19 protein-coding genes and 1 pseudogene are annotated in these 24299 nt (G+C 63.9%); 11 read left to right on the forward strand and 9 right to left on the reverse strand.

The features are described from left to right. Positions 1 to 16: 16 nt before the first annotated feature. The 3 genes and pseudogenes from cysC to ACCD07_RS17095 form a co-directional block, all read left to right on the forward strand. Positions 17 to 613, forward strand: a pseudogene (gene cysC, locus ACCD07_RS17085) (adenylyl-sulfate kinase); the annotation flags it as partial. After that, positions 610 to 1680 (forward strand): acyltransferase family protein, encoded by a 1071-nt coding sequence (locus ACCD07_RS17090; RefSeq protein WP_413448036.1) that lies wholly within the window; start codon positions 610 to 612, stop codon positions 1678 to 1680. The pseudogene cysC and the gene ACCD07_RS17090, both read left to right, overlap by 4 nt. 176 nt (positions 1681 to 1856) lie before the next feature. Then, complete coding sequence (locus ACCD07_RS17095; protein ID WP_413448037.1) at positions 1857 to 3434, forward strand: hypothetical protein; 1578 nt, start codon at positions 1857 to 1859, stop codon at positions 3432 to 3434. Here the strand turns inward: ACCD07_RS17095 and ACCD07_RS17100 are convergent. The 5 genes from ACCD07_RS17100 to ACCD07_RS17120 form a co-directional block, all read right to left on the reverse strand. After that, the gene (locus ACCD07_RS17100) at positions 3415 to 4110 is read right to left on the reverse strand and encodes an acetyltransferase (RefSeq protein ID WP_413448038.1); all 696 of its coding nucleotides are present in this window, start codon (positions 4108 to 4110) and stop codon (positions 3415 to 3417) included. The genes ACCD07_RS17095 and ACCD07_RS17100 overlap by 20 nt on opposite strands. After that, positions 4107 to 4958 (reverse strand): 3-keto-5-aminohexanoate cleavage protein, encoded by an 852-nt coding sequence (locus ACCD07_RS17105; RefSeq protein WP_413448039.1) that lies wholly within the window; start codon positions 4956 to 4958, stop codon positions 4107 to 4109. The genes ACCD07_RS17100 and ACCD07_RS17105 overlap by 4 nt, the downstream gene beginning before the upstream one ends. A 148-nt stretch (positions 4959 to 5106) precedes the next feature. After that, entirely contained in the window at positions 5107 to 5934 is an 828-nt protein-coding gene (locus tag ACCD07_RS17110) for a Crp/Fnr family transcriptional regulator (RefSeq protein ID WP_413448040.1), read from the reverse strand. Between the two features lie 18 nt (positions 5935 to 5952). Then, a complete protein-coding gene (locus ACCD07_RS17115) occupies positions 5953 to 7224 on the reverse strand; it encodes a tetratricopeptide repeat protein (protein ID WP_413448041.1) in 1272 nt (423 codons plus the stop codon). Then, complete coding sequence (locus tag ACCD07_RS17120; protein ID WP_413448042.1) at positions 7221 to 9032, reverse strand: CHASE2 domain-containing protein; 1812 nt, start codon at positions 9030 to 9032, stop codon at positions 7221 to 7223. Before ACCD07_RS17120 ends, ACCD07_RS17115 begins: the two co-directional genes overlap by 4 nt. 247 nt (positions 9033 to 9279) lie before the next feature. On the opposite strand from ACCD07_RS17120, the gene ACCD07_RS17125 reads away from it, so the two are divergent. From ACCD07_RS17125 to ACCD07_RS17160, 8 genes are all read left to right on the forward strand, one after another. Further along, entirely contained in the window at positions 9280 to 10689 is a 1410-nt protein-coding gene (locus ACCD07_RS17125; protein ID WP_413448043.1) for a FecR domain-containing protein, read from the forward strand. A gap of 367 nt (positions 10690 to 11056) precedes the next feature. Then, positions 11057 to 14152 carry a beta strand repeat-containing protein gene (locus tag ACCD07_RS17130; protein ID WP_413448044.1) on the forward strand — a complete coding sequence of 1032 codons (3096 nt, stop codon included), beginning with the start codon at positions 11057 to 11059 and terminating at the stop codon, positions 14150 to 14152. A gap of 335 nt (positions 14153 to 14487) precedes the next feature. Next, a complete protein-coding gene (locus tag ACCD07_RS17135) occupies positions 14488 to 16347 on the forward strand; it encodes a type I secretion system permease/ATPase (RefSeq protein WP_413448045.1) in 1860 nt (619 codons plus the stop codon). Between the two features lie 2 nt (positions 16348 to 16349). After that, complete coding sequence (locus ACCD07_RS17140) at positions 16350 to 17714, forward strand: HlyD family type I secretion periplasmic adaptor subunit (protein ID WP_413448046.1); 1365 nt, start codon at positions 16350 to 16352, stop codon at positions 17712 to 17714. 15 nt (positions 17715 to 17729) lie between these two features. Continuing rightward, positions 17730 to 19082, forward strand: coding sequence for a TolC family outer membrane protein (locus tag ACCD07_RS17145; protein ID WP_413448047.1), 1353 nt, complete (start codon positions 17730 to 17732; stop codon positions 19080 to 19082). A gap of 5 nt (positions 19083 to 19087) precedes the next feature. Beyond that, the gene (locus ACCD07_RS17150) at positions 19088 to 19291 is read left to right on the forward strand and encodes a hypothetical protein (protein WP_413448048.1); all 204 of its coding nucleotides are present in this window, start codon (positions 19088 to 19090) and stop codon (positions 19289 to 19291) included. A 215-nt stretch (positions 19292 to 19506) separates the two neighbouring features. Beyond that, positions 19507 to 19845, forward strand: a complete 339-nt coding sequence (locus ACCD07_RS17155) for a DUF1778 domain-containing protein (protein WP_413448049.1) — start codon at positions 19507 to 19509, stop codon at positions 19843 to 19845. Continuing rightward, a complete protein-coding gene (locus ACCD07_RS17160; RefSeq protein ID WP_413448050.1) occupies positions 19842 to 20348 on the forward strand; it encodes a GNAT family N-acetyltransferase in 507 nt (168 codons plus the stop codon). The genes ACCD07_RS17155 and ACCD07_RS17160 overlap by 4 nt, the downstream gene beginning before the upstream one ends. Positions 20349 to 20372: 24 nt before the next feature. Here the strand turns inward: ACCD07_RS17160 and ACCD07_RS17165 are convergent, their stop codons facing one another. Genes ACCD07_RS17165 through ACCD07_RS17180 form a run of 4 tightly spaced genes read right to left on the reverse strand, consistent with a single transcriptional unit; the run spans position 20373 to position 24295 of the window. Beyond that, positions 20373 to 21110 (reverse strand): glycosyltransferase family 2 protein, encoded by a 738-nt coding sequence (locus ACCD07_RS17165; RefSeq protein ID WP_413448051.1) that lies wholly within the window; start codon positions 21108 to 21110, stop codon positions 20373 to 20375. Beyond that, positions 21107 to 22570, reverse strand: a complete 1464-nt coding sequence (locus ACCD07_RS17170) for a hypothetical protein (protein WP_413448052.1) — start codon at positions 22568 to 22570, stop codon at positions 21107 to 21109. The genes ACCD07_RS17165 and ACCD07_RS17170 overlap by 4 nt, the downstream gene beginning before the upstream one ends. Position 22571: 1 nt before the next feature. Beyond that, positions 22572 to 23453 carry a lysylphosphatidylglycerol synthase domain-containing protein gene (locus ACCD07_RS17175; RefSeq protein WP_353405083.1) on the reverse strand — a complete coding sequence of 294 codons (882 nt, stop codon included), beginning with the start codon at positions 23451 to 23453 and terminating at the stop codon, positions 22572 to 22574. Beyond that, positions 23450 to 24295: a glycosyltransferase family 2 protein gene (locus tag ACCD07_RS17180; RefSeq protein ID WP_413448053.1), complete on the reverse strand. Its 846-nt coding sequence runs from the start codon at positions 24293 to 24295 to the stop codon at positions 23450 to 23452. Before ACCD07_RS17180 ends, ACCD07_RS17175 begins: the two co-directional genes overlap by 4 nt. Positions 24296 to 24299 lie beyond the last annotated feature (4 nt).

Genomic DNA, 24299 nt, shown 5'->3' on the forward strand with positions numbered 1-24299 from the left:
AGTCCCTATGAGCAGCAACGTCGTCTGGCAGCAAATGAAGATAGACCGGGCCAGCCGCGCGCAGCACAAGCGCCAGCGCCCGTGCCTGCTGTGGTTTACCGGCTTGAGCGGCTCGGGCAAGACCACCGTCGCCGGCCTGGTCGAGCAGCGCCTGGCCGGCCTGGGCCTGCACACCTACCTGCTGGACGGCGACAATGTGCGGCACGGCCTGTGCCGCGACCTCGGCTTCAGCGCCGAGGACCGCGTGGAGAACATCCGCCGCGTCGGCGAGGTCGGGCGGCTGATGACGGACGCCGGCCTGATCGTGCTGAGCGCCTTCATCTCGCCGTTCCGCTCGGACCGCGCGCTGGTGCGCCAGCTGATGCCCGAAGGCGAATTCATCGAGGTGTTCATGGACACGCCGCTGCAGGAGTGCGAGCGGCGCGATCCGAAGGGCTTGTACAAGAAGGCCCGCGCCGGCGAAATCCGCAACTTCACCGGCCTCGACTCGCCCTACGAGCGGCCGGTGTCGCCGGACGTGCGGCTCGATACCGTGGCCTACACCCCCGAGCAATGCGCCGAGCAGGTGATCGCCTTGCTGGCGCAGCGCCAACTGCTGTCGCCGGCGCCTTGAAGCCGCCGCGGGCGCCCGCGCTGCACGGCGTCGAACTGCTGCGCTTTGTCTGCGCGTTCGCGGTGCTGATGTGGCACTACCAGCACTTTGCCTTCGTCGCCTACCAGGCCCACGACTTCGACCCGGCGCGCCAGCCCTTCCATGCGCTGCTGGGATTTTTCTACCGCTACGGCCTGTACGGCGTGCGGGTGTTCTGGTGCATCTCCGGCTGCATCTTCTTCTGGCAGTATGGCGCCGCCATCGCCGCGCGCGGGGTGACGGCCGGCCGCTTTTTCGTGCTGCGCTTTTCGCGCCTGTATCCGCTGCACCTGGCCACGCTGCTGCTGGTGGCGCTGCTGCAGGCGCTGTATTTCGGCGTCCACCAGTATTACTTCGTCTACCGCGACAACGGCGCCGCCAGCTTCCTGCTGCAGCTGCCGATCGCCAGCAACTGGTTCGACGGCGAACGCGCGGCCTCGTTCAACGGGCCGATCTGGAGCGTGTCGCTGGAGCTGCTGGCCTACCTGTTCTTCTTTGCCTGGACCCGGCTGGCCGGCGCCGGCGCGGCCGCCACCGCCGCGGTGGCGCTGGCGGCCGGCCTGGCCTGGCAGCTGGCCGGCTGGCCGGTGCTCGAATGCCTGCTGTATTTCTACCTGGGCGGGCTGGTGGCGCTGGGCCACGGCGCGTTGCAGTCGGCGCCGCGGCGCCGCGCGCTGAGGGCGGCGCTGGTGCTGTTGGCGACTCTGCTGGCGCTGGTGCTGGCGGCAGCCTGGCGCGGCGCGCTGGGCGTCACCGCCGTGCTGTTGCTGGGCACGCCGCTGGTGCTGGCGTTGCTGCTGGCGCTGCGGCCGCGCGGCGAGGCCGGGGCGCGCGGACTGGAAACACTGGGCAACCTGACCTATTCCAGCTACCTGCTGCATTTCCCGCTGCAGCTGGGCATCGCGCTGGCCTGCGGCTTGATCGGCGTGGCCGTGCCGTGGAGCTCGCCGTGGCTGTGGCTGCTGTTTGTGGGCGCCACGCTGGCGCTGGCCCACCTGTGCTACCGCTGGTTTGAAATGCCGGCGCAGCGCTGGCTGCGCGGCCGCTAGGAAAGTCTTCCGCCGTGCAGCCCTCCGGCCGAATCCGCAAGTCCGCGCCTTCTCTGCGCGAAGAAACGTACAATGCCGCCTTTACCATCTTTGATCTCATTCCATCATGCATGTAGTACCGCGCTACAAGCTGAAGCGCATGCCGGCGCTTATGTTGGTCTCCTGCGCGAGCCCATATGAACTCTAACGGTCAGCAACGCCTGCTGCTGGGCGACGCGCTGGACCGCCTCGCCGTCAACCCGACCGCCAACCATCTCTGGCTGCATCTGATGCAGCTGATGCGGGGCATTGCCGATGCAGAGTTGCTGGCGGAAGTGGTGCACGTGCTCACCACCCTGGTGCCGGACGAAGGTCTGGTGGGCTTTTACCGCGCCACCGTTCTCGATCTCGTCACCGGCGACCCGGTGTTCCTGCCGCAAGCCTGCGCCTGCCTGCAAACCATCGCACCGCCCGACCTGGACCGCTATGGCGCGTTCTACGACATGGCCTGGCAACGCGTGCTGCTGCATGCAAATAGCCGGACGGAATACATCCGACGACTGAAGGCGGTAGGCTTGCCTCAGCTTTCGCTGCTGACCGGCAGGCAACTGGCGCGCTACCTGCCGGCCGCGCCAGCGCAGGTTTCCGCCGAACCACAGCTTCGGCGCGTGGCGCTGGTGGCGCCGCATCTGGCTACGCCTCGGCATCCGCCGACGCAGATGGCGCTGGACCAGGCGCGTACGCTGATCCAGCAGGGCGTCGAGGTCAGCCTGTTCAGCTGCCAGGAAGCGATGGCCCCGGACCTGCGCCATTTGCTCGGCTCCGGCACCGACACGCCGCCGTTGCAAGCCGACCTGCAGGCCTGGCTGGATAGCGCTGGTGCCCCCGTAAAGCTGTATCTGGCCGACCAACGCATGTCGCTGTTGCGCCGCTGGCTGGACATGCAGGGCCAGATCGAGGCATGGGCCCCCGATCTGGTGTTGTTTGTCGGCCTGCACTCCGGGCTGGTTTCAGCGCTGTATCGGCGCTACCCTGTGCTGGGCATGTCGATCAATTCGATCGCGCCCATGGTGCCCGCCGATGCGTGGCTGACCGCGCAGAATGTGCTGGCCGATACCGTGTCGAGACCCTGGCATGAAGAATTTCCGGAAAGTCTGGCGTGTTTCCACCCGTTTCGCGTGCGACGCCAAGCGGCCGCCGCGGCGCTGCCGCGCAGCAGCCTCGGCATCGATGACGACGCCCTGCTGTGCATCACGATGGGAACGCACCTGGAGGTCAAAATCGGTGGTGAATGGGCGCAACGCATGGTCACCGCCATGCAGCGCCACCCCAAGCTGATATGGCTGCTGGTGGGCGGCGGCGGCAGTTTGCCGCCCGCGCTGGTCGAACTGGCGCCGGCACGGCTGCGCCTGCAAGCCTACACGCCGCAAGCTGCCCGATGGCTGGCCGCCAGCGACATCTATCTGCATCCCCCTATCATGGGGGGCGGTTTTTCGGTGGCGGAAGCGATGGCGCGGGGCATGCCTGTGCTGGCGCTGGCCGATGCGGATGGCGGCGACAAGGCGGGCGACGAGGCGGTCGCCGACCTCGACGACTACTTTACGCGCCTCGACGCGCTGGCCACCGATCCGACATTGCGCCGCGCCAGCGGCGAACGGATGCGTGCCCGTTTCGACCACGCGCTGGACCTGGCGGCGTCCGGCCCCAGCTTGCTGGCCGCGTGCCGGCAAGCGATGCAGCGCCACCGGCGGAGGATCAAACCACCTGACGCTTGAACTTGGCCGGTACCCCGACCACCAGCGCGCCGGCCGCCACGTCGCCGACCGCCACGGCGCCGGCCCCGACGAAGGCATCGTCGCCGATGACCAGGCGCTCCAGTGTGGTGGCGCCGATCGCCACCGTCACGCGGCAGCCGATGTTCGACAGCCCGCCGACATTGGCGCCCGGCTGCACGCGGGAATAAGCGCCGATCCGCGTGTCATGCCCGATGGTCACGCCGCGATTGACGAACACATGGTCCTCCAGCACCGCGCCCGGCCCGACCACGCTGTTGGCGCCGACAAACACGCCCTGGCCCAGCGTCGCCAGCGGCGACACGTAGGCGGTGGGGTGGATCAGCGTGGTGAACCGCAGCCCGAAGCGCTGCGTCAGTTCCAGCGCCAGTTGCTCGCGCGCCGGCGTGGTCGGGCCGAGCAGATAGACTTCTTCCGCGCCCGGCGCGAACTGCGCCAGCGTCTGTACCTGCGGCGGCGTGCAATGCTGGCTCAGCGCCTGCAGACGCTGAGCCAGGCTCAGGCTGCGCTCGTCAAGCACCTCGGCATGGTGCTCCACCACCTTGCCCAGCTGCAGTCCGTTGGCCAGGGCGCAGTCGAACAGGTCCGACAGGATATTGCTGATGCCGAAAATGACCAGCGACGCGCGTGGCGCCGCTGCTGCGGCTGCGGCCGTCATCGCGTAGGCTCCAGCCCCAGCAGGTCGCGGGTCTGGCTGGCGCTCGCCAGCGGACGCCCCAGCGCCGCCGCCTGCGCCGCGACCCGCCGCACCAGCTGGAGGTTGTCGGCCAGTTGCGTGCGCGCATCGTCGAGCCACAAATTGTCTTCCAGTCCGACCCGCACGCCATGGCCCATCACCACGCCCAGCGCGTTGGCCTGGGTCTGGAAGCGGCCGATGCCGCCCAGCGACCATACCGAGTCCGGCGGCAAGGAGCCGACGATGGCGGACAAATGCAGCAGCGTGGCCTGGGCCGTGCCCGGATTGCCGAGCAGGATGTTGAAATAATACGGCGCCTGGATCAGCCCTTTGTCGATCAGCATGTGGGCGACATTGACCATGCCCAGGTCGAACACCTCGAGCTCCGGCTTGATGCCGCGTTCCCGCATGATCTCCGCCAGCCGCATGATGGTCTGGGGCGCATTGACGCTGGCGTCGCGCGCAAAATTCATCGATCCCAGCGTCAGGCTGGCCATGTCCGGCTTCAGCCCGTCTTTCAGGTAGAGCGTGGCGGCACGCTTCTCGACGTCGGCAACCAGGCGGCCGCTGGTGGTGGTGACGATGACGGTCTCCGGCGCCCGCGCGCGAATGGCGCCGATGATTTCGGCGTACACGCCCGGGTCGTCCGTGGGCAAGCCATCGGCCGCGCGCGCATGCAGATGCGCCATCGACACGCCTTGTCCGACGCAGCGCGCCACATCGTCGGCAATTTCCCCCGGCGTCAGCGGGACGAAGGGTGATTGCGCGCGCGTTGGCATCATACCGGTGGGGGCAAGATTGACGATCAGCGGCGTTTGCAACAGTGTCATTGTGGATCAGGGATGGCTGAAAAAAATGGTCCACCCGGGCGGCTGGAGGATGCCGACGATGGAACACAGACGGAATTTTACTTGATTTACCTGGCCGCACGGGAGGCGACGTCACCGTCGCGTGTAATTTGCTCTGCCGCGCAGACGCCTAGCCCTGAGCCAGCTTCTGCAGGGCCTCGGGATTGACGATGATCAGGCGGTGCGTCCCCTTTTTGATGATGCCCTGCTGCACCAGAGTCAGCAGCGTGCGCGTCACCGTCTCGCGGCTGGTGTTGATCATGTTGGCGATATCCTGGTGGGTCGGCAGGTTCTCCACCACCTCCTGCTCGTCGCCCGGCTTCTTTTCCTTCAGCAGTTCGAGGAATGTGTAGATGCGCTTGGAGGTGTTGTGAATGCTGAGCAGTGCGCGGAATTCGGAATCGCGCTGCACCTTCTCGGCCAGGAAGCGCAACATCTGGTTGGCCACTGACGGCGAGTGCGAGAACAGGTGCAGCGCGGTGGCGCGCGGCAGCAGGGCCACCAGCACCGGCGTCAGCGCCACCACCGAGGCCGAGCGCATCGAACCGTTGATGACGGCGATCTCGCCGAAGAAGTCGCCCGGCGCCAGCATGCGCAGGCCGATTGCGCGGCCGTCCTCGGTCACATCGATCACCTGCAGCTGGCCGGTCAGCAGGAACAGCAGGCTGTCGCCGGTGGCACCCTTCTGCAGCACCACGTCGCGCTTGTTGTACTGGCGAATGCGGATGTCGGTGCGCACGCGCAGGATGTCCTCTTCACTCAGGTTGGCCAGCAAGGGAATCTTGCGCAAATGAATCTGGATATTCATTTGCTGGTTCGGATCGCTCGGATCGCGCTGCTCCGTCGCTGGCGTGGCCACGGCAATATCGCTGAGCACTGTGGTCGATGTCAGTGGCGCGGCGTCGGCCGGGACCGGAACGTCGGCGGTATCGGCAGCTGTCGGTTTACTGGTCGTCATGCAGGCTTTCAAAATCCGTCAAAAATTATCCCAGCGCCAGATCAGCTGAATGGTCCGGCTATTATATTGAAACAGCGAAATATTTTCCCGGTTGTGGACGTTACGCCATTCCAGTTGCAGAGTTTGATGTTCGCCCATTTCCATGGTCACTCCGGCGTTCAGCTGTCGGGTATCCTGGCGCCGTACCAGGTCGATCACGCCCGGGGAGTACAAGGTGCTGCCGCGCCACACCTGCCGCGCCCAGCCGCCTTGCAGACTGTAGCGGTCGCCGATGTTGGCGAACATCAAAAGATTACCATACCAGCCGTCGCGGTTGCCGCCGAGCCTGCCGGTCTGGCCGTGGTCGGACAGCACTCCCAGTCCGCCCAGCGCCTGCACCGGACCGGCACGCCAGGTCAGCGAGTTGCCCAGTTCGACCGTGTTGCCGTCGTACTTGGTGCGGGTCGGGTAAGTCACGTGGCTGAGGCCAGCCGTCAGCGCCCAGTCCAGCTTGTCGGACAGCTGCAGCGGCGGCGTCGCCCGCAGTTGCAGCTGCGCCTGGCGTTGGTAGTAGTGGCTGTCCAGCTGCAGCGCGCTGACGGCCGCGGTCGCCCGGCCGCGCCAGCCGCCGAGTTGCCATTGCTGTTCCACGCCCAGCAGCAGCGAACTGGTGTCTTGCTCATGGACATCATCGTGGCGTCGCGCGCGCAGCTGGACAAAGCCGAGCAGGCCCTTGTCATTCAGGTTGCGGCTGTAATCGCCCGACAGCATGGTGTAGCGGTCGGCCTTCGGCAGGTATTCCGGCCCCAACGTCCATTCATTGTAATTGGCGCCACTGCCGGTGCTGAAGAAGGCACTGCTGGCGCCCTGGTTGACGTTGGTATCGTAGCCGCGGGTGACGGAGAACGACATGCGCTCCTGCCTGCCCTTGGTTGGAATGCAGCCGCGTTTGCGGTAGCCGCTGATCACCTCGACGATGCCGGCCGGTGGCGCGAAGCGCTGCTCGATCTCGCTGAACAGCCGTTCGGCCTCGGCCGCATGGCCCAGTTCGCACTGGCTGATGGCCAGGTCCAGCCAGGCGCCCGCATGCTGCGGTTCCCGTTCCAGGAAGCGCATCAGCAGGTCGGTGGCTTGCTCGGGGTGGCCCTCGGCCAGCGCCCGCATCGCCTGCAGGTACAGCTCTTCCTGCTGCACCGGAGCATAGCCCGGACCGGGATCGTCGTCGGTGGCGCGGGCGGCCGGCACCTGGCCGGCCAGCAGCAGCGCGACCAGCAGCAGGCCCGGCGCCAGAGCGTGGCGGCGGGCCGTCATGCGGTCTCCTCCAGCGTGTACAGATGCGCGGTCTTTTCCTTGCCGCGCAGGCGTTGCTCGCCCAGCGACAGGAAACGGTGCCGCGTGGCGCGTTCGACCGTGCCGGCGCCGATGATGACGTCGTGCGGGAAGTCGCGCGCCGCCTGTTCCAGCCGCGACGCCGTGTTGACGCTGTCGCCGACGGCGGTATAGATGCTGCGGAACGAAGTGCCGTAGTCGCCGGCCATGGCCAGCCCGCTCTCGATGCCGATGCGCACCCGCAGCGGCGCCTTGCCCTGGCTGACGCGCAGCGCGCTCATGGCCCGCACTTCGCGCACGATCATCCGCGCCGCGTCCAGCGCCAGGTCGGCGTGGTCGGCGATCGGCAGCGGCGCGCCCCAGAACGCCACCAGGCCGTCGCCGGTGTACTTGTCCAGCGTGCCGTGCTTTTCCAACACCGGCCGCGTCAGGCAATCGAGGAAGTCGGTGGTCAGCTTGGCCGCTTCCTCCACCGGCAGCGACTCGACCTGGGTGGTGTAGCCCTCCATGTCGGCGATCAGCGTGGTCACCTGCAGCTGCTTGGGCCGCAACGGATCCTTCAGGTCGCTGCGCAGCAATTCGTCGACCACCTCCTTGGCCACGTACTGGCGCAAGGTGCCGAGCAGCTGGCGCGACTTCTGCTGCGCCAGCTGCCAGTGGAAGGGCACGGCCACCGCCAGCAGGAACAGGTTGGACAGCAGCGGGCCGGCCGGCGAGAAGCGGTCGTCGTGCGGGGCGATGGCGTAGGCCAGCGTCAGCCACAAGGCGGAACAGGCCGCCAGCAGCAGCACGTTGACCGCGGCCGAACGGCGCGCCAGCGTGTAGCTCACCAGCATCACCGTGGCGCCACAGCACAGCAGCGCCAGCCAGCGGCCCGGCCACGGCGCCGGCGCGCGGCCAGCCTGACGCTCCAGCAGCGTGTCCAGTACCGCCGCGTGCACCAGCAGGCCGGCGGTCGAGGCGCCCAGCGGCGTGGCCAGGCGGTCGCCGATGCTCAGCGCGGACGAGCCGATCAGCACCAGCTTGCCGGCCATCTGGTCGGGCGCCAGGTTTTGCTCCAGCACGTCGGCGGCGCTGGCGGCGCTGTAGGCCGACCAGTCGCGGCGGTAGGGCACCCGCAGCGGACCGGAGCCGAGCGCCAGCGGCGGGCCGCCGGCGCAGCAGTCGAACAGCGCGCGCGCCAGCGTGGGGTAATTCTTGCCGTCGAAAGTCGCGTACATCGGCACCCAGCGCAGCGTGCCGTCGGCGTCCGGCACGACGCCGATGTTGCCGGTGTGGGCCGCGCGCGCCAGGCCGGCGTGGTTGGCCAGGTAGCCGTGCGCCGCCACGCCGGGCGCGGCGCCGGCGGCGACGCCGCCGACCAGCTGGCCGCCCTCCAGCGGGCGCGGCTGTTGCGCGAAGTCGAACAATTGCGCCAGCACCACCGGGCCGTGCTGCGCCAGCATCGCCATGCGGGCATCGCCGTCGGCGTCGGCGGGCTTTTCCTGCAGGATGTCGAGCGCGACGCCGCGCGCGCCGCCGGCCAGCAGCGTCTCGATCAGGTCGGCCAGGCGGGTGCGCGGCCATGGCCACGGGTATTTGGCCAGGCTGCCCTCGTCGATGTCGACCACCAGGATGCGCGATTCCGGCGTGGGCTCCGCGCGCAGCGCGATGTAGCGGTCGCGCAACCACTCGTCCCCGGAGCGCACGGTGGCCGGTGCCGCCAGCCATTGCGACCACGCGGTCAGCAGGACGGCCGCGAGGGCGATGCCGGCGCGTAGCAGGGGAGTGGAAGGTATCAGGTGGCGCAAAATTAACTTCTGTTCAGTGTTCACCCGGCCAGTTGCCGAGTGCGGCTTTCCGGTTGGGGCGGGGTGTAAAATAGGCGCAAGTATAGCGCTTTGCCCTCTGTAGCACTATGTCTGGGGAAATATTTATTTTGCAACTATGCACTGTTGCGGCCGCGCCGCCCAATTTGTATCCAATTGAAATAATGTGACGCCAATCACATACTTTACCTCCAGAATGCGGAGAATGCTAGCTGAGGAGGAATTTATTATGTTGCGTCGTTTTTTAGTCTTGCTGGGTGCCTGCGCCAGTTTGTTCTGGTCCACAGGTGCGGCCGCCGGCGAGGCGGGAAAAATCGTGTTCGTCACCGGGCAGGTGCAGTTGGCCTCGCGTGCGGCGACGCTGGACGCGGCAGTGCTCGAGGGTGACGAGCTGACCACCGGTGCCGACGGCTATATATATGTCAAGACCGTCGACGAAGGTTTCCTGATCCTGCGCCCTAACAGCAAGGCGCGCGTGACCACTTACCATGTCGACCTGGCCAATCCGGGCAACACCCGCGTCAAGCTGGAATTGCTGGGCGGCGTAGCGCGTAGCATTTCCGGTAACGCTGTCAAGAAGGCACGCCAGAACTTCCGCTTCAATACGCCGGTGGCGGCGATCGGCGTGCGCGGCACCGACTTCATCGTCTTCACCGACCGCGAAACTTCGCGGGTGGCGGTGGTCTCGGGCGGCATCATCGTCAGCGGCTTTGCCGGCGCCTGCGGCCCCGAAGGCGGCGGCCCGTGCGAAGGCAACAACAGCCGCGAACTGTTCGCCGGCCAGGCCGACGTGCTGTTGCAGGTGCAGCGTGGCCAGAAGGCGCCGCAGTTGCTGCATGGCCCGAGCGTATCGCCGGACCAGGCATCGCCGCCGCGCAGTGACGAGCCGGTTGGCAAGCCGACCGCGGCCGTCAGCCCGGTGCCGGTGCAGGATGTCATCCTGGACGCCAAAAAGGAGCCTAGCTTGATCGGCGCCGGCAAGAGTTCGCTGGTAAACAATAACGGCGGTAATAGCGGCAGTGGTAGCGGCACTGACACCACGACCACCACGCCTCCGCTGGTGATCACGGACCCAGTGACCCCTGTGACCCCGGTGACTCCTGTGACGCCACCACCGGTTGTCGTACCGGTGGTGCCAAGTCCGCCTGAAATTCAGTGGGGGCGTTGGCAGCCGGTTGCCGGCGTGGTAGTCGACGCGGAGGCATTGGCCAAAATGCGTAATGGCTCATATGAGAATGGCTATACCATCGGCTCATACACGATCACCCGACTTAAGAACACCGAATTGGTACTGCCGAAAGAAGGTACAGCTTCGTTTGTACTGACCGGCAGCGAGGCATCTTTGCAGGAAACCGGCAAGGATGCGGTAACGGCTGCGGTTAAGGATGCGCAATTGAGCATGGATTTTGGCGCGCGACGATTTACCACCGGTTTGACGGTTTATACATCGGATGCATCGCTTAAAATGAATTCGCAAGGTTCGATTGGCGAAAAGGGCGTACTCACCAGTGATGGCAGTTCCGATGCGATGATCAAGGGCTACGTGGGCGGGAATCAGGCGGAGCAAGCCGGCTATGTATTCCGCAGTCTGAATAGTGCTAAATACACCGCCGAAGGGGCGACTAGCTGGAAGCGTTAATGACGGTTTCCGGGATTGAATGAAATGTGCCGCCTAGTGCGGCACATTTCATTTTTGATCATTACACAGGCATACCTAATATAGCGGCTGCTCCTATTAAATATGGTATCCGGATTTGCCTATAAAAGCGGCATTGAGGTTAAAACAACACCTTCGGCGTTTTAATTCGGTGTTTTCCGCAAAAAAAAACACAAAATATTACAAAAAAACGCAAATTTTGCCTGCGTTTGTGATGGCGGTCACAACATTGGTTCCCCCATCTGGCAATATACTCCCTGTTCTGCGAAAAAACGTCCATAGGCATGCAGCGCTGTGTGTCGTGGATGCAGAAATTCGGTTTAAACCAATCAACTAAAGGATACATATCATGGCCGTAGCAGCAGATTACATCGCAGTAGCTGAGCAACTTTACATTGCTTACTTTGGCCGTCCAGCAGACCGCACCGGTCTGGCTAACATGACCGCCACCCTGGCAGCTGCCAGCGCACCGACCGACATCGGCGGTTTCGCAGCAGCTTACCAAACCAACGCGACGGTTAAATCGATTCTGGACAGCTTCGGCAACAGCACCGAGTCCGCAGCTCTGTACACCGGCACCGATGCTCAGTTCATCGTTGCTATCTACCAGAACGTACTGAACCGTGACCCACTGCTGGCAGGCCTGGACTTCTGGACCGGCGCACTGGCAAACCACACGATGACCCGTGCTGAAGCAGCTACCCAGATCATGGCTGCTGCAACCAAAGACGGCGGCAGCGCAGCTGACGCAGCAACCGTGCTGGCTAAGACCACCGTTTCTTCGAACTTCACCGCTGCTATCGACACCGCAGCTGAAGTTATCGCTTACACCGGCAAAGCCGCAGCGCAAACCGCTCGCGACATGCTGCACACCGTTGACGGCACCACCGACACCACCGCGTTCAACGCCACCGTGACCGCAACCTTGGCTACCCTGGTAACCGGCAACTCGACCGGCACCACCTACACCTTGGCAACCACGACCGACCTGATCCCTGGTACCTCGGTCAATGACACCATCATTGCTGACAACACCACCCTGACCGCAGGCGATCAGATCAATGGCGGCGCTGGCGTTGACACCCTGAACTTCACCTATGCTGGCGCTGGCGCTGCTCTGCCTGCTGCTAACATCACCAACGTTGAAGTGCTGAACCTGCGTAACGTCGGTACCGGCGCCCTGACCCTGGACGCATCGACCATCACCGGCGTGACCGAAATCAGCGCCGACCGTTCGACCAACGACATCACCTTGACCAACGTCGATGGCGCCACTTCTGTCAGCATCATCGGCAACGGCACGGTTGTGAACGGCGCAGTCAGCGTCGGCTACGCTTCGACCTCGTCGACCGCGACCATCAACCTGAAAAATGGCGTGAACGACCCAGCTGGCGCTGCAACCGTGACCATCAGCACCGCTAACACCAAAGCTGTCGTGAACTCGACCGGCGCCGATAACACAATTGAATCGCTGGCTCTGGGCGGCGCCAATACCTCGCTGACCATCAACGCCACCACCGGCTTCGATGCATCGAGCACCGGCATCAGCGGTTTTGCTGCTAACGCTGCTGTCACCGTCACCGGCGCTGGCGCTGTTGCTCTGGGTACCCTGGACGCCAACATCGTTACCGTTGACGCTTCGACCGCCACTGGCGGCCTGAGCGCAGTTCTGGACGCTGGCATCACCTCGTTCAAAGGCACCACCGGCGCCGACACCGTGACTACCGCTGCTACCACCGCATCCGGCGCATCTATCGCCGGCGGCGCTGGTACTGACACTCTGATCCTGGCTGCAGTCAACGATATCACCACCTCCGCTAAAGGTGCTCTGTACACCGGCTTCGAAACCCTGCAAAGCAAGCAGACTTCGACCTTCGACGCATCGTTCATCGCTGGCGTGACCACCGTTCAGTCGGCAGCTAACGGCGCTGGTTTCTCGAACCTGACCGCTGGCCAGTCGGCTGCAGTGGCACTGAAAACCACCCAGACCACCGTTACCTACAGCCTGAAAGACGCAACCGGCACCGCTGACGTGCTGGGTCTGGTGGCCAAAGGCGGTTCCGCCTCGACGGTTGTGAACATCGGCACCGGCACCATCGCTGGTTACGAAACCCTGAACCTGACCGTGTCGAGCGGCCTGAATAACGTCAATTTCCTGGCTGACGGTACGACCGCTGCTGTTGCTAGCACCAACTACGACAGCTTCGCGTTCGCTGCTTCGACCGATCTGAAGACCGTCAAAGTCTCCGGTGCATACGGTGCTGCTGTGACCATCGCTGGCCAGACCAAGGTAACCAGCCTGGACGCTTCGACCAACACCGCAGGCGTTGACCTGACCACCGGCGGCCAAACCGGCGCCCTGGTTGTGACCGCAACCGCTGCCGCCGACAAGATCGTTGTTGGCGCTGTTGGTGCAGGTGGCACGCAGTCGATCGACGCTGGCGCTGGCAACGACAAGATCTCGGGCACCCAGGCTAACATTGCTGCCGCTACCATCAAAGGCGGCGCTGGCACCGATACCCTGACCCTGACCGACACCGGCACCGTTGTTATCGCTGACAACTCGTTCGTCAACCTGACCGGCGTTGAGAAGATCGCTCTGGGCGCTACCACCGGTCTGACCTGGACCGTTGGCGGCTACGCTAACGCCATCGCTACGGCTAACGCCGGCGTGCTGGACATCACCGCAACCTCGCTGGCTACCACCGCAGCTGTTGCTATCGATGGTTCGGGCCTGGGTGGCACGAACTCGCTGAAACTGACCCTGAAAGACACGGCAGGTACCGGCGCGTTCACCATCACCGAATCGGCTGGCGCTGACAACATCAAGATCACCACGGTTACCAGCGGTACCGGCGCGATCACCATCGGTGGCGGCACTGCTGCTCTGACCAGCACCGCAGTGAAAACCATCGACCTGTCGGGCGTTGCCTTCTCGGGCGCCGTATCGGTCACCACCGGTGCCGGTAACGACATCATCAAAGGCGGCGCAACCGCTGAAACCATCACCGCCGGTAAGGGCGCCGACGTTATCACCCTGCTGGCCGGTCACGCTGTTGTGAACGCACTGGTAGTGGCTGCTGGCGATTCGACCCAAACCTCGATGGATCTGGTTTCGAACTTCGGCATCGCTGCTGCTGGCGGTAGCGACACCCTGGCTCTGGGCACCACCGCCGTCCTGACCACCGCTCAAATGGGTGGTTCGGGCTGGACCCTGACCGCTGGTATCGCCACCAAAACCGGCGCGACCGTTGCTGACTTCCTGGCAGCAGCTACCACCTCCGGCACCGCTGGCGTAGTGGCCTTCACCGACGGCACCAACACCTACGTTGTTGCTTCGGAAGGTACTTCGGCTACCACCGATACCGTAGTTGAGCTGGTTGGCGTGACCACTGCAACGGCTGTGGCCAATGCTGCTGGTGCTACCACCATCCACATCGTTTAATATTCACGATGTCATCAGGGACGACAACGCATCGTTGTCCCTGTCGAAGGGCCAGACGCAAGTCTGGCTTTTTTTATTTCCGCAACAGATGTTACAAAGTGCTTGTGCTGTTTGGAATTTTTTGCTGGAAATGACTATTTTCATGTGTTAGAGTAGCGAATATGTGATTTGCATCACATTTTCGATAAAAGTCGGATTCGCCCAGCGCTTTCTTCACCCGGAGGCGACTGCTCAACGCTCCGCGCTATATCGCTGTAATCGTGCGATCTCCGAGCCGCTTGTCGTTGACCGGGTACCGCTTTTTGCATCTTCACGCCGTCGTGCATGCACACCAAATGAAAAACAAATTATTCAATTCCAAGAACGAGCTGGAGCAGGCGCTGCTTTCGTTCAAGAGCACCTTCTTCACCGTCGGTGCGTTCAGCGCCATCAGCAACCTGCTGATGCTGGTGCCGTCCCTTTATATGTTGCAGGTGTACGACCGTGTGCTGGGCAGCCATAACGAAACCACCCTGTGGATGCTGACGCTGATGATGCTGGGCGCCTACATGCTGATGTCGGGCCTGGAACTGATACGCAGCTTCGTGCTGGTGCGCGTCGGCGCCAAGTTTGATATGCAGCTCAACAAGCGCGTATACACAGCGGCGTTCGAACAAAACCTGAAGCGCGCCGGCGTCAACGCCGGCCAAGCTCTGTCCGACCTGACCAATGTGCGTCAGTTCCTGACTGGCAATGCACTGTTCGCCTTCTTCGATGCGCCATGGTTCCCGGTGTATCTGATCGTCATTTTTGTCTTCGAGCCGTCACTGGGCCTGTTCGCACTGGCGGGCACCATCGTGCTGGTGATCCTGGCTTACGTGAATGAGCGCGTCTCCAAGGGGCCGCTGGCTGAAGCCAACGCGATGGCTATCGCCTCGACCAACCTGGCCACCAACAACCTGCGCAATGCCGAAGTGATCGAGTCGATGGGCATGCTGCCGAATCTGATGGCGCGCTGGTACAAAATGCACGGCCGTTTCCTGCACCTGCAGGCCAAGGCCAGCGAGCGCGCGGGAACCGTCGGCGCGGTCACCAAATTCGTCCAGGTGTCGTTGCAGTCGCTGGTGCTCGGTTTTGGCGCCTTGCTGGTATTGGAAGGCAAGATCACATCGGGCATGATGATCGCCGCGTCCATCCTGGTCGGCCGCGCGTTGGCGCCGGTGCAGCAGGTGATCGGCGTATGGAAATCCTTCAGCGGCACCCGCAGCGCCTACCAGCGCCTGTCGCTGCTGCTTAGCGAAAATCCGGCGCGCGATCCTGGCATGGAATTGCCTAAGCCACTGGGCAACTTGGCCGTCGAAGGCGTCACTGCCGCGCCGCCGGGCAGCCAGCAACTGGTGATCAAGGGTCTGAGTTTCGCGATCGCCGCGGGCGATGTGCTGGGCGTGATCGGCGCCAGCGGCTCCGGCAAGTCGACGCTGGCCCGCCTGCTGGTCGGCGTATGGCCGGCTGCCATGGGCAAGGTGCGCCTGGATGGTGCCGATATCTATCACTGGAACAAGGGCGAGCTGGGTCCGAATGTCGGCTACCTGCCGCAGGATATCGAGCTGTTCGGCGGCACCATCAGCGAGAACATCGCGCGCTTTGGCGATATCGATCCGGAAAAAGTGGTGCTCGCGGCCAAGCGTGCCGGCGTCCACGAATTGATACTGCACTTCCCGGACGGCTATGACACCAAGCTGGGCGACGGCGGCGCAGGCCTGTCCGGCGGTCAAAAGCAGCGCCTCGGCCTGGCACGCGCCATGTACGGCGACCCATCGTTCCTGGTGCTGGACGAACCGAATTCCAACCTGGATGACGTTGGCGAGGCGGCGCTGCTGCAGGCTGTCAGCGATCTGCAGAAGCGTGGCAAGACCATCGTGCTGATCACGCACCGCACCAGCATCATTGGCGCCACCACCAAGCTGTTGCTGCTGGCCGACGGTGCGTTGCAGATGTTCGGCCCGACTCAGTTGGTGCTCAATGCGCTGCAGGAGAATGCCCAGAAAAACCAGCAGGCGCAGCAGGCTGCGCAACAGCAGGTGGCGCAACAACAAGCTGCGGCCCAGCAGCAGGCGCAGGCCGCCGCGCAGGCGGCTCCAGCCGCCGAGGCCGAACAGCAGGTCGCCGGCATGCAGGCCGCCACTGGCGCCACCACGGCAACAGAACAGGAATAATCATGGCTATTATCGTTAAGAAAAACTCCGAGCCGGCAACCGAGGTCATCTCGCATGACGTCACGCCGCTGACCGTCAATACCGATGCCGGCGCCTATGCCAGGGTCGGCTGGTTCATCGTCGTGTTCGGCGTGCTGGCGTTCCTGGTCTGGGCCGCGTTCGCGCCGCTGGACAAGGGCGTGCCGATGAGCGGAACTGTCGCCAAGGAAGGCAACCGCAAAGCGATCCAGTACCAGACTGTGGGCATCATCCAGGACATCCTGGTGCACGATGGCGACGTCGTCAAGGCCGGCCAAGTATTGGTGCGGATGAATAGCATACAGGCCAAGTCCGCGCTCGACACCTCCAAGGCGCAGTACTTCACGTCGCGTTCGATGGAAGCACGGCTGCTGACCGAGCTGAAAGGCGGAAAGTCGGTGCCGTTCCCGCCTACGCTGGAGCAATATAAGAACGACCCGCGCGTCGATGCGACCCTGGCCTTGCAACGACAGTTGTTTGACACGCGCCAGATGGCGATGTCCAGCGAGTTGTCGGCGATCGACCTGGGCTCGGCGGGATTGCGCGCGCAACTGCAGGGATTGACGGAATCGGTCGCCAGCAAGAAAGAGCAGGTAGTAATTCTGAAAGAACAGCTAGACAACCTGCGCGACCTGGCCAAGGACGGTTATGTAGCCCGCTCGCGCCTGCTGGACCAGGAACGCGCTTACGTGCAGTTGACCGGCTCGATCTCCGAGGACATCGGCAATATCGGCCGTGTCCGTTCGCAGATCGCCGAGACCGCCATGCGCCGCACGCTGCGCATGCAGGAATATCAGAAAGAAGTGCGTAGCCAGTTGTCCGACTCGCAACGCGAGGCTGAGGCATTGCAGAGTCGGATCGATGCCCAGGCCTTCGAGCTGGAGACGGTGGAAATCAAATCGCCAGTGGACGGCACGGTGGTCGGCAGCGCGGTCTTCACCAAGGGCGGCGTGGTTGGCGCCGGCGCTCACCTGATGGAAATCGTGCCGGCCGACGACGCGCTGGTAGTGGAGGGCAACCTGCCGGTGAACCTGATCGACAAGGTGCATCCTGGCCTGCCAGTCGAATTGATCTTCTCTGCGTTCAACGTCAACAGCACGCCGCACATTCCGGGCGAACTGACCACCGTTGCCGCCGACCGCATGATCGACGAGAAAACGGGTGTGCCGTACTACAAGGTACGCGTCAAGGTGACCAAGGAAGGCGCCAAGATCATCGCTGCCAAGAAACTGCATATCATCGCCGGTATGCCGGTGGAACTGTTTGTGAAGACCGGTGAGCGCACGATGATGAATTATCTGTTGAAGCCTGTGTTCGACCGCTCCAAGTCGTCGATGACGGAGGAATAAGTGAGAATCCCAACCATGTCATCGGCCGCTGCCAAGCGTCCCTTGCTGAAACTGCTGGCTGTGGCCTGCTGCGCCGGCACGCTGTTCCACAGCGGCAGCGCTTCGGCCATCGGCCTGCTGCAAGCCTATCAGGCTGCACTGGTGAACGACCCGACTTACCGCTCGGCGTTCTTCGACGCCGAATCCGGCAAGGAATACAAGGCGCTGGGCCGTTCCGGATTGCTGCCCAACATCTCGGGCAACTATTCGTTCAGCAAGAACCGCGCGGACCAGACCACCGAGACCGTCCTCGGGCCGGATTTGACCCACCCGCGATACCTGAGCCGTTCGGCATCGATCCAGTTGCGCCAGGTATTGTTCAGCCTGGACGCGCTGGCACGCTACAAGCAAGGTGTGGCGCAGAGCCAATACAGTGAGGCCCAGTTCTCCAGCCAGGGCCAGGACTTGATCCTGCGCCTTACTGGCGCCTACCTGGAAGCGGCATTGGGTACCGAGCAGGTGCGCCTGGCGACGGCCCAGCGCGACGCCCAGCGCGAGCAGATGGCTTCCAACAACAAGATGTTTGAAAAAGGCGAGGGTACCCGCACAGACATGCTGGAAACGCAAGCCCGGCTGGAACTGTCTGAAGCTCAGGTGCTTGAGGCGAAGGATGCCCAGCTGACTTCGATGAACACGCTGGAATCGCTGGTGGGCGAGCCGATCGAATCGTTGGATGAACTGGGCGCTACCTTCCGTCTGCGTCCGGTGCTGCCGGAGAGTTTCGAGGACTGGAAAGCGATGGCGCTGAAGAACAACCCTGACCTTGATGCGCAGCGCTTTGCGATCGAGTCAAGCCGGCAAGAGGTGAACAAGAACCGCGCCGGCCACACCCCGCGCGTGGATTTCGTCTCGTCCTATAGCAAGAGCACGGCGGAGTCCCTGAATACCTATAATCAGGAATCGACCAACCGCAGCATCGGTGTGCAGATCAACATTCCGCTGTACGCCGGCGGCGCGGTGAGTGCGTCGACTCGTCAGGCGGTGGCCAACTTCGAAAAAAACAAGTCGGATCTGGAGTTGAAAACCGGCAAGGTGATGGTTGAGCTGCGCAAGCAGTACAACGGCGTCATCAGCAGCGCGGCACGCATCGCAGCGCTCGATAAGGCGCTGGCGTCTGCCGAGTTGCTGCTCACAGCGACAGCCCAGAGCATCAAAGGTGGTGTGCGTGTCAACCTGGACTTGCTCAACGCGCAGCAGCAGTTCTATACGACCAAGCGCGACTTGACCCAGGCCCGGTATAACTACCTGATCGGCATGCTGCGATTGCGCGCGGCCGCCGGTGTGCTGGGTCTCGACGATGTGCGCGAAGCAGCCAACTACTTCAACTGATAACTATGGACGATGAAGTCGAAGTGACGGTAGACGGCGTCACCCACAAGTTGAGCGACCTGAGTCCTGCGGCGCAGGAGCAGGTCGCCAACCTGCAGTTTGTCGACAAGGAAATGGCGGAACTGAACGCCAGGCTGGCGGTGTACCAGACCGCCCGCAACGCCTACCAGGCCGCCCTGCAACAACTGGTGCCACGCACCACGCAATAAACATCTATCCGCCTTCAGCTCGATCGGGCCGCGCGCCAAGAGTCCACTGCCCATCCGTCCGATCCTTCGCGAGCCTGCGAAGGTGCAGTGCCTGCGGCTCAACATAGGTCTCCAATGAAATTGACATGTACGGCCATTGGCCGTACTATCGACATAAGCTTGCATCCGGCTGATAGCCGTATCGCTTTGCGGGCAACCGCCATGGAGGCAACCAAATGACTACAGCTACTTTGAAACGAGCGCGTGCCCAGTCAGGCATCACTGAGGTCTCTTCATTGGGCGCACCATTGAAGCGTGCGCGGATGGAGCTCAAGACTACTGAGGCGGCAAAGGAGTTGCTTAGCCTGGCCGCAGCACTTAATGGAACGGATTTGACCGCATTCATCCTGAATACTGCTGTGGAAAAGGCCCGTAAAGTTGTGGCTGAACATAATGCCATCATGCTCAGTAGAGACGGGCAGGAGGCGCTTGCTGGCTTGCTGCAATCAGCGCCTGGCCGGCCTACGAAGGCGATGCGCGAGCTGATGTCCTTGCCGGATTTGAATAAGGCATGACCATCGTCTTTTCGAAATACGATCCAAGCCTTACTTATTCCGGTCAAAAGAAGTTTGATTGCGGACATGCAGTTGTAAACAAGTTCGTGCATGACTCACTGAAATCACAAGTTAAAAAAGGCGTCTGTGTGGCCTATGTGCTTACAGATCAATCGCAAGCCGGTCAATTCGTTGGTTTCTTCACGATTGGGCAACACTCAATTGGTTTGTCCTCGCTCACGGCACTTTCGCTTGGCTCGTTGCCTAAACAAATTCCGTGTACCCGACTCATCATGCTGGGAGTCGGCCGCCAGTACAAAGGACGGGACCTGGGAAAGCAGCTAATGAAAGAAGCTTTCAAGGCAACCAAGCTGGCTGCCCAAGCTGTAGGGTCGTTCGGCATGTATCTTGATGCCGATGCTGGAGCGGTCAGTTTCTATACGAAGTTGGGTTTTAGTCTATTGGAGGGGGACAAAAGCCCTGATCCATCGCCGATGTTTCTTCCAATGACGAGTATTCCATAACGAGTTTGGACGAATAATCTTGTGTTAGCCTAAGCGCAGTTCGAGGAACAGCTCCAGCTCGGCCGGCGTGCCCAGCACGTGCACGCTGTCCGGCGCCAAGTCGCTGATCGAGATCTTGCCGCCGTCTCGCAACAGCTGGCGGTACAGCGGCGCGATGTAGCGCTCGCCCCGCACCAGGTTGGCCGGATCGGCGAAGAAGCGTTCGTAGGCGTCGGCATAGCCGGCGCCGTCGGCGAACCAGTACAGGCCGATCGACGCGTACTCGGAAATCCGCTGCTTCTCCGCCAGGTCCACGGCCCAGCCGTCGGCGCCCAGGCGCACGAAGCTCCAGTGCTCGCCCGGCACCTGGAAGCACGGCACCCAGCCGTCCGATCCTTCCCGAATCTGCGACGGTTGCAGCGCCTGCGGCTCGACATAGGTGTCGATGTTGTAGACCAGCAGCGGCGCGTCCGCCAGCCACAGCGCGCGCGACAGGTAGGCGCTGGTGGCCTGGCCGTCGGTCAGCTCGTCCAGCTCGAGGATGCGGATGTCGGCGATGCCCAGCGCGGCGCAGCGCGCCCGCACGTACGGCGCCGAATCGTTCTCTTTCAGGCAGACGAAAATCACCCGGCTGCCGGCCGTCAGGAAGTGCTGCAGCGAACGCATCGACCAGTCGAACAGGCTGGCGCCGTGTGCCATGATTTCGTATTTCGGCATGGTGTAGCCGGCCGCCGTGAAGCGCGAGCCGCGTCCGGCCATGGTGATGACGATGTTTTGCTTCATTGATTTTCCACCAGATCCAGTATGGCGTCGGCCTTCAGCAGGAAGGCCATGACCTTGTTCGGCATATCCAGGTGCAGCGGCAGCATCGACAGGAACAGCGAGGCCTCGCCCAGCCGCACGATGCGCTCGTCGTGCCCGGCCGCCTTCAGCTGGCGCTGGAACACCGGCTTCAGCGACGCGTGGTTGCTGTGCTCCAGGTGCAGCTGCAGCGCGTTGCCGTCGTCGAAGCCGATGCGGTACAGGTTGTTGTTGATGAAGTCGTAGTCGCCCAGCGCGCTGTGCGACAGCTTGCAGATGTCGTACAGCGGGTGGGTCCATAGCGCCTCCTCGCTGACGGCGCCGCGCGGATCGATCAGCCGCAGCAGGTAGCGCTGCTGGTCGTACAGCACGTTCGAGAAGCACGGGTCGCCGTGGCCGATCGCCATGTGGTCGAAGGCGAAGCTTTTCTCATGGCGCTGGTACAGCCGGCGGAAGCGCTCGACCTGCGCCGCCAGCGCCAGGTGGGGCGAGGCGCTGGCGGCCAGCGCGTCGATGCGGCGGCCGGCGTCGGTGGCCAGGAATTGTTCGGCGCGCTGCTCCAGCTTGGTGACGAACAGCGCGCGCGCGGCGGCGGCCGATTCGGCCTTGCCGCAGGCGCGGCGCGGCCGCTCGGCCATGAAGAACAGCAGGCGCTCGACGAAGCTGTCGAAGGCGTCGGCGTCGAAGGCGCCGTGCACCCATTGCAGCGCGGCGTCGGCCAGGTAGTAGCGCAAGGTGCGGTAGGAGGCGCGGCCGTCGCGCTCCTGGTAGTCGAACGGTTGCACCAGCCATGGCCGCATGGCTTCCGGCACCAGGCCGTAGAACGCGTATTCGGCGCGCATCTTGGCCACGTCGGCCGAGCTCTTGGTGTAGTAATAGGCGTCCAGCTTGACCTGATTGAAGTGGCGCGCGGCGGTGGCGCCGCTGATGAAGGACAGGAAGTCGCGCATGCGCGCCAGGTCCAGCGGCTGCACCGAGGCGATGCGCTGGCAGCCGTGCCACGCCAGTTCCCAGCGGTGCAGCGGTGCGGCGCTGAATTCCTGCCATTGCTCGACCAGCCGGTGGGCGTTGCGCAGGAATACCAGCAGCGGCTGGTACAGGCGGTCGGTGAAGTCTTCCTCGGCATAGGGCAGGCGCTCGGCCAGCTGCAGCAGCCGCTCGGCCTCGGCAAAGCCGGCGCGGCCGGCGATGACGCAGACGCCGCATTCCTCGCCGCTGGCTTCGAGCGCGGCGCGCAGCGCCGGCAGGTCGTCGGCGCCGCGCAGGTGAATCAGGCGGCTGGCGGCCCAGGCCGGCAGGCCGGCGCGGAAGTGGTCGACCAGGCGGCGGCGCTGGAACATGATGTCGCCGAAGCGGCGCGCGCCGACCACGCCGCGCACGTCGCCGGCGGCGATTTCGCGGTCGTCCAGTATCAGCAGTATGTTGTCGTGCAGGGTGGACATATCAGGGCCTTGTGTGTCGGATGCGGGCGGCCAGCGCCAGGCCGGCCAGGAACAGCAGGGTCAGGGCGACCAGCGCCAGCGAGCGGTACAGGCCATACGCGGCCGAGCCGCTGCCGGCCAGGCTGGCCATGACGCCGCTGGCGAACAGGCCGGCGAAGCCGGACCAGCCGTCGGCCATCAGCTGGATGAACAGTGCCAGCGCGGCGATCTCCAGCACCCAGATCAGCAGCGACACCAGCAGGAAGCCGGCCAGCCGGCCCTCGACCGCGCGGTAGATGGCCAGCTCCAGCTGGCGCAGCGCATGGCTGGCGCGCAGCAGGCGCAGGCCGCGCGCGCTGTGGCTGCTCAGCACCAGGTGCCGGTTCAGGTAGACGAAAGTCTTGGCCACGGCGAACAGCGCGGTCAGCGCGAAGGCGCTGACGACGACGAACAGCACGAACACCAGCCGCATCGCCGGCGGCACGTCGACCCGCAGCAGATACAGGCCGAGGATCAGCGTGGCCAGCACCAGCACGTCGCCGAAGCGTTCGGCCAGCCACACGGCCAGCGCCTCGCGCCGGTAGTCGTAGACGTGGAACAGCGCGGCCAGCCGCAGCACCTCGCCGATCTTGAACGGCAGCAGGCTGCTGGGGAAGGCGGTCAGCGCGTGGGCGGCGGCCAGCGCCGGCGCCTTGTCGCGCTGGTTCAAGGTCAGCAGCGCCAGCCGCAGCATGCGCGACAGATGGGCCGCGCCATACAGCGCGCAGACGGCCAGCAGCAGCGGCGTGTCGCCGTGGTGCAGCAGCTCGGCCACCGGCGTCCAGTGCATCAGCAGCCACAGCGGCACCAGCAGCGCCAGCGCGGTGCAGTAGGCCGGGACCAGGCGGGGCGCCGCGCGTATCATGGATGCGAGCCTGCGGCGGACGGGTTGGCCTGTGCCGGCGCCTGGTTGTGGACGATCTGGCCGGTATAGGCGTCGATGGCGCGGGCGCGCAGGTCGCGCCGCAGGAAGCCGCCGCGTCCCAGCAGGAAGCCGCCCAGCAGCGACAGCACCTTGAAGGCCTGGCGGAACAGCCGCACGTTCGAGACCTGGTCTTCCTCGCGCCAGCTGATCGGGAAGAAGCGCACGCGCTGGCCGCGGTGATAGCTGGCCAGCAGCATCACGTAGTTGAAGGTCAGGTCGTCGGGGAAGCCGCGATAGTAGAACTCGCGCAGCGCCGCCAGCTTGTACAGGTTCAGACCCGAGCCCAGGTCGCTGATGCGGCGCCAGGCCACCAGCGAGAACAGCTTGTTGTACACCACGTTGCCGACCGTGCGCAGCGTCGAGTAACCCTGCAGGCGGCTGCCGCGCATGAAGCGCGCGCCCAGCAGGCAGTCGGCGTCCAGGTGCGCGCCTTGCTCCAGCTGCGGGATCAGGTCGGCGATGCTGGCCTGGTCGTCGCCGTGCAGCACCACCAGGTAGTCGTAGCCCTGCTCGATGGCGTAGCGCATGGCGGCCTTGTGCGAACCGCCCAAACCGTAGTTGTCGTCGTTGCGCCATGCGATGAAGTGGCAGCCGGTCAGCTTCTCGCGGCCGCGCTCGATGGCCGCTTCCAGCGTGCGGTCGGGCGAGCGGTTGTCGACCACCATCACGGTGTCGATCCAGCCTTGGACGCGCTGGTCGAACTGGTCGATGACGCGCACCAGCTGCGCCTCGCAGCGGTAGGCGGGAATGAAGACCAGGATGCGTGGACGGGGTGTGTTCATGGTT

It is taken from the genome of Duganella sp. Dugasp56 (genome assembly GCF_047304105.1).
GTDB classification, from domain to species: Bacteria; Pseudomonadota; Gammaproteobacteria; order Burkholderiales; family Burkholderiaceae_D; genus Rugamonas; species Rugamonas hordei.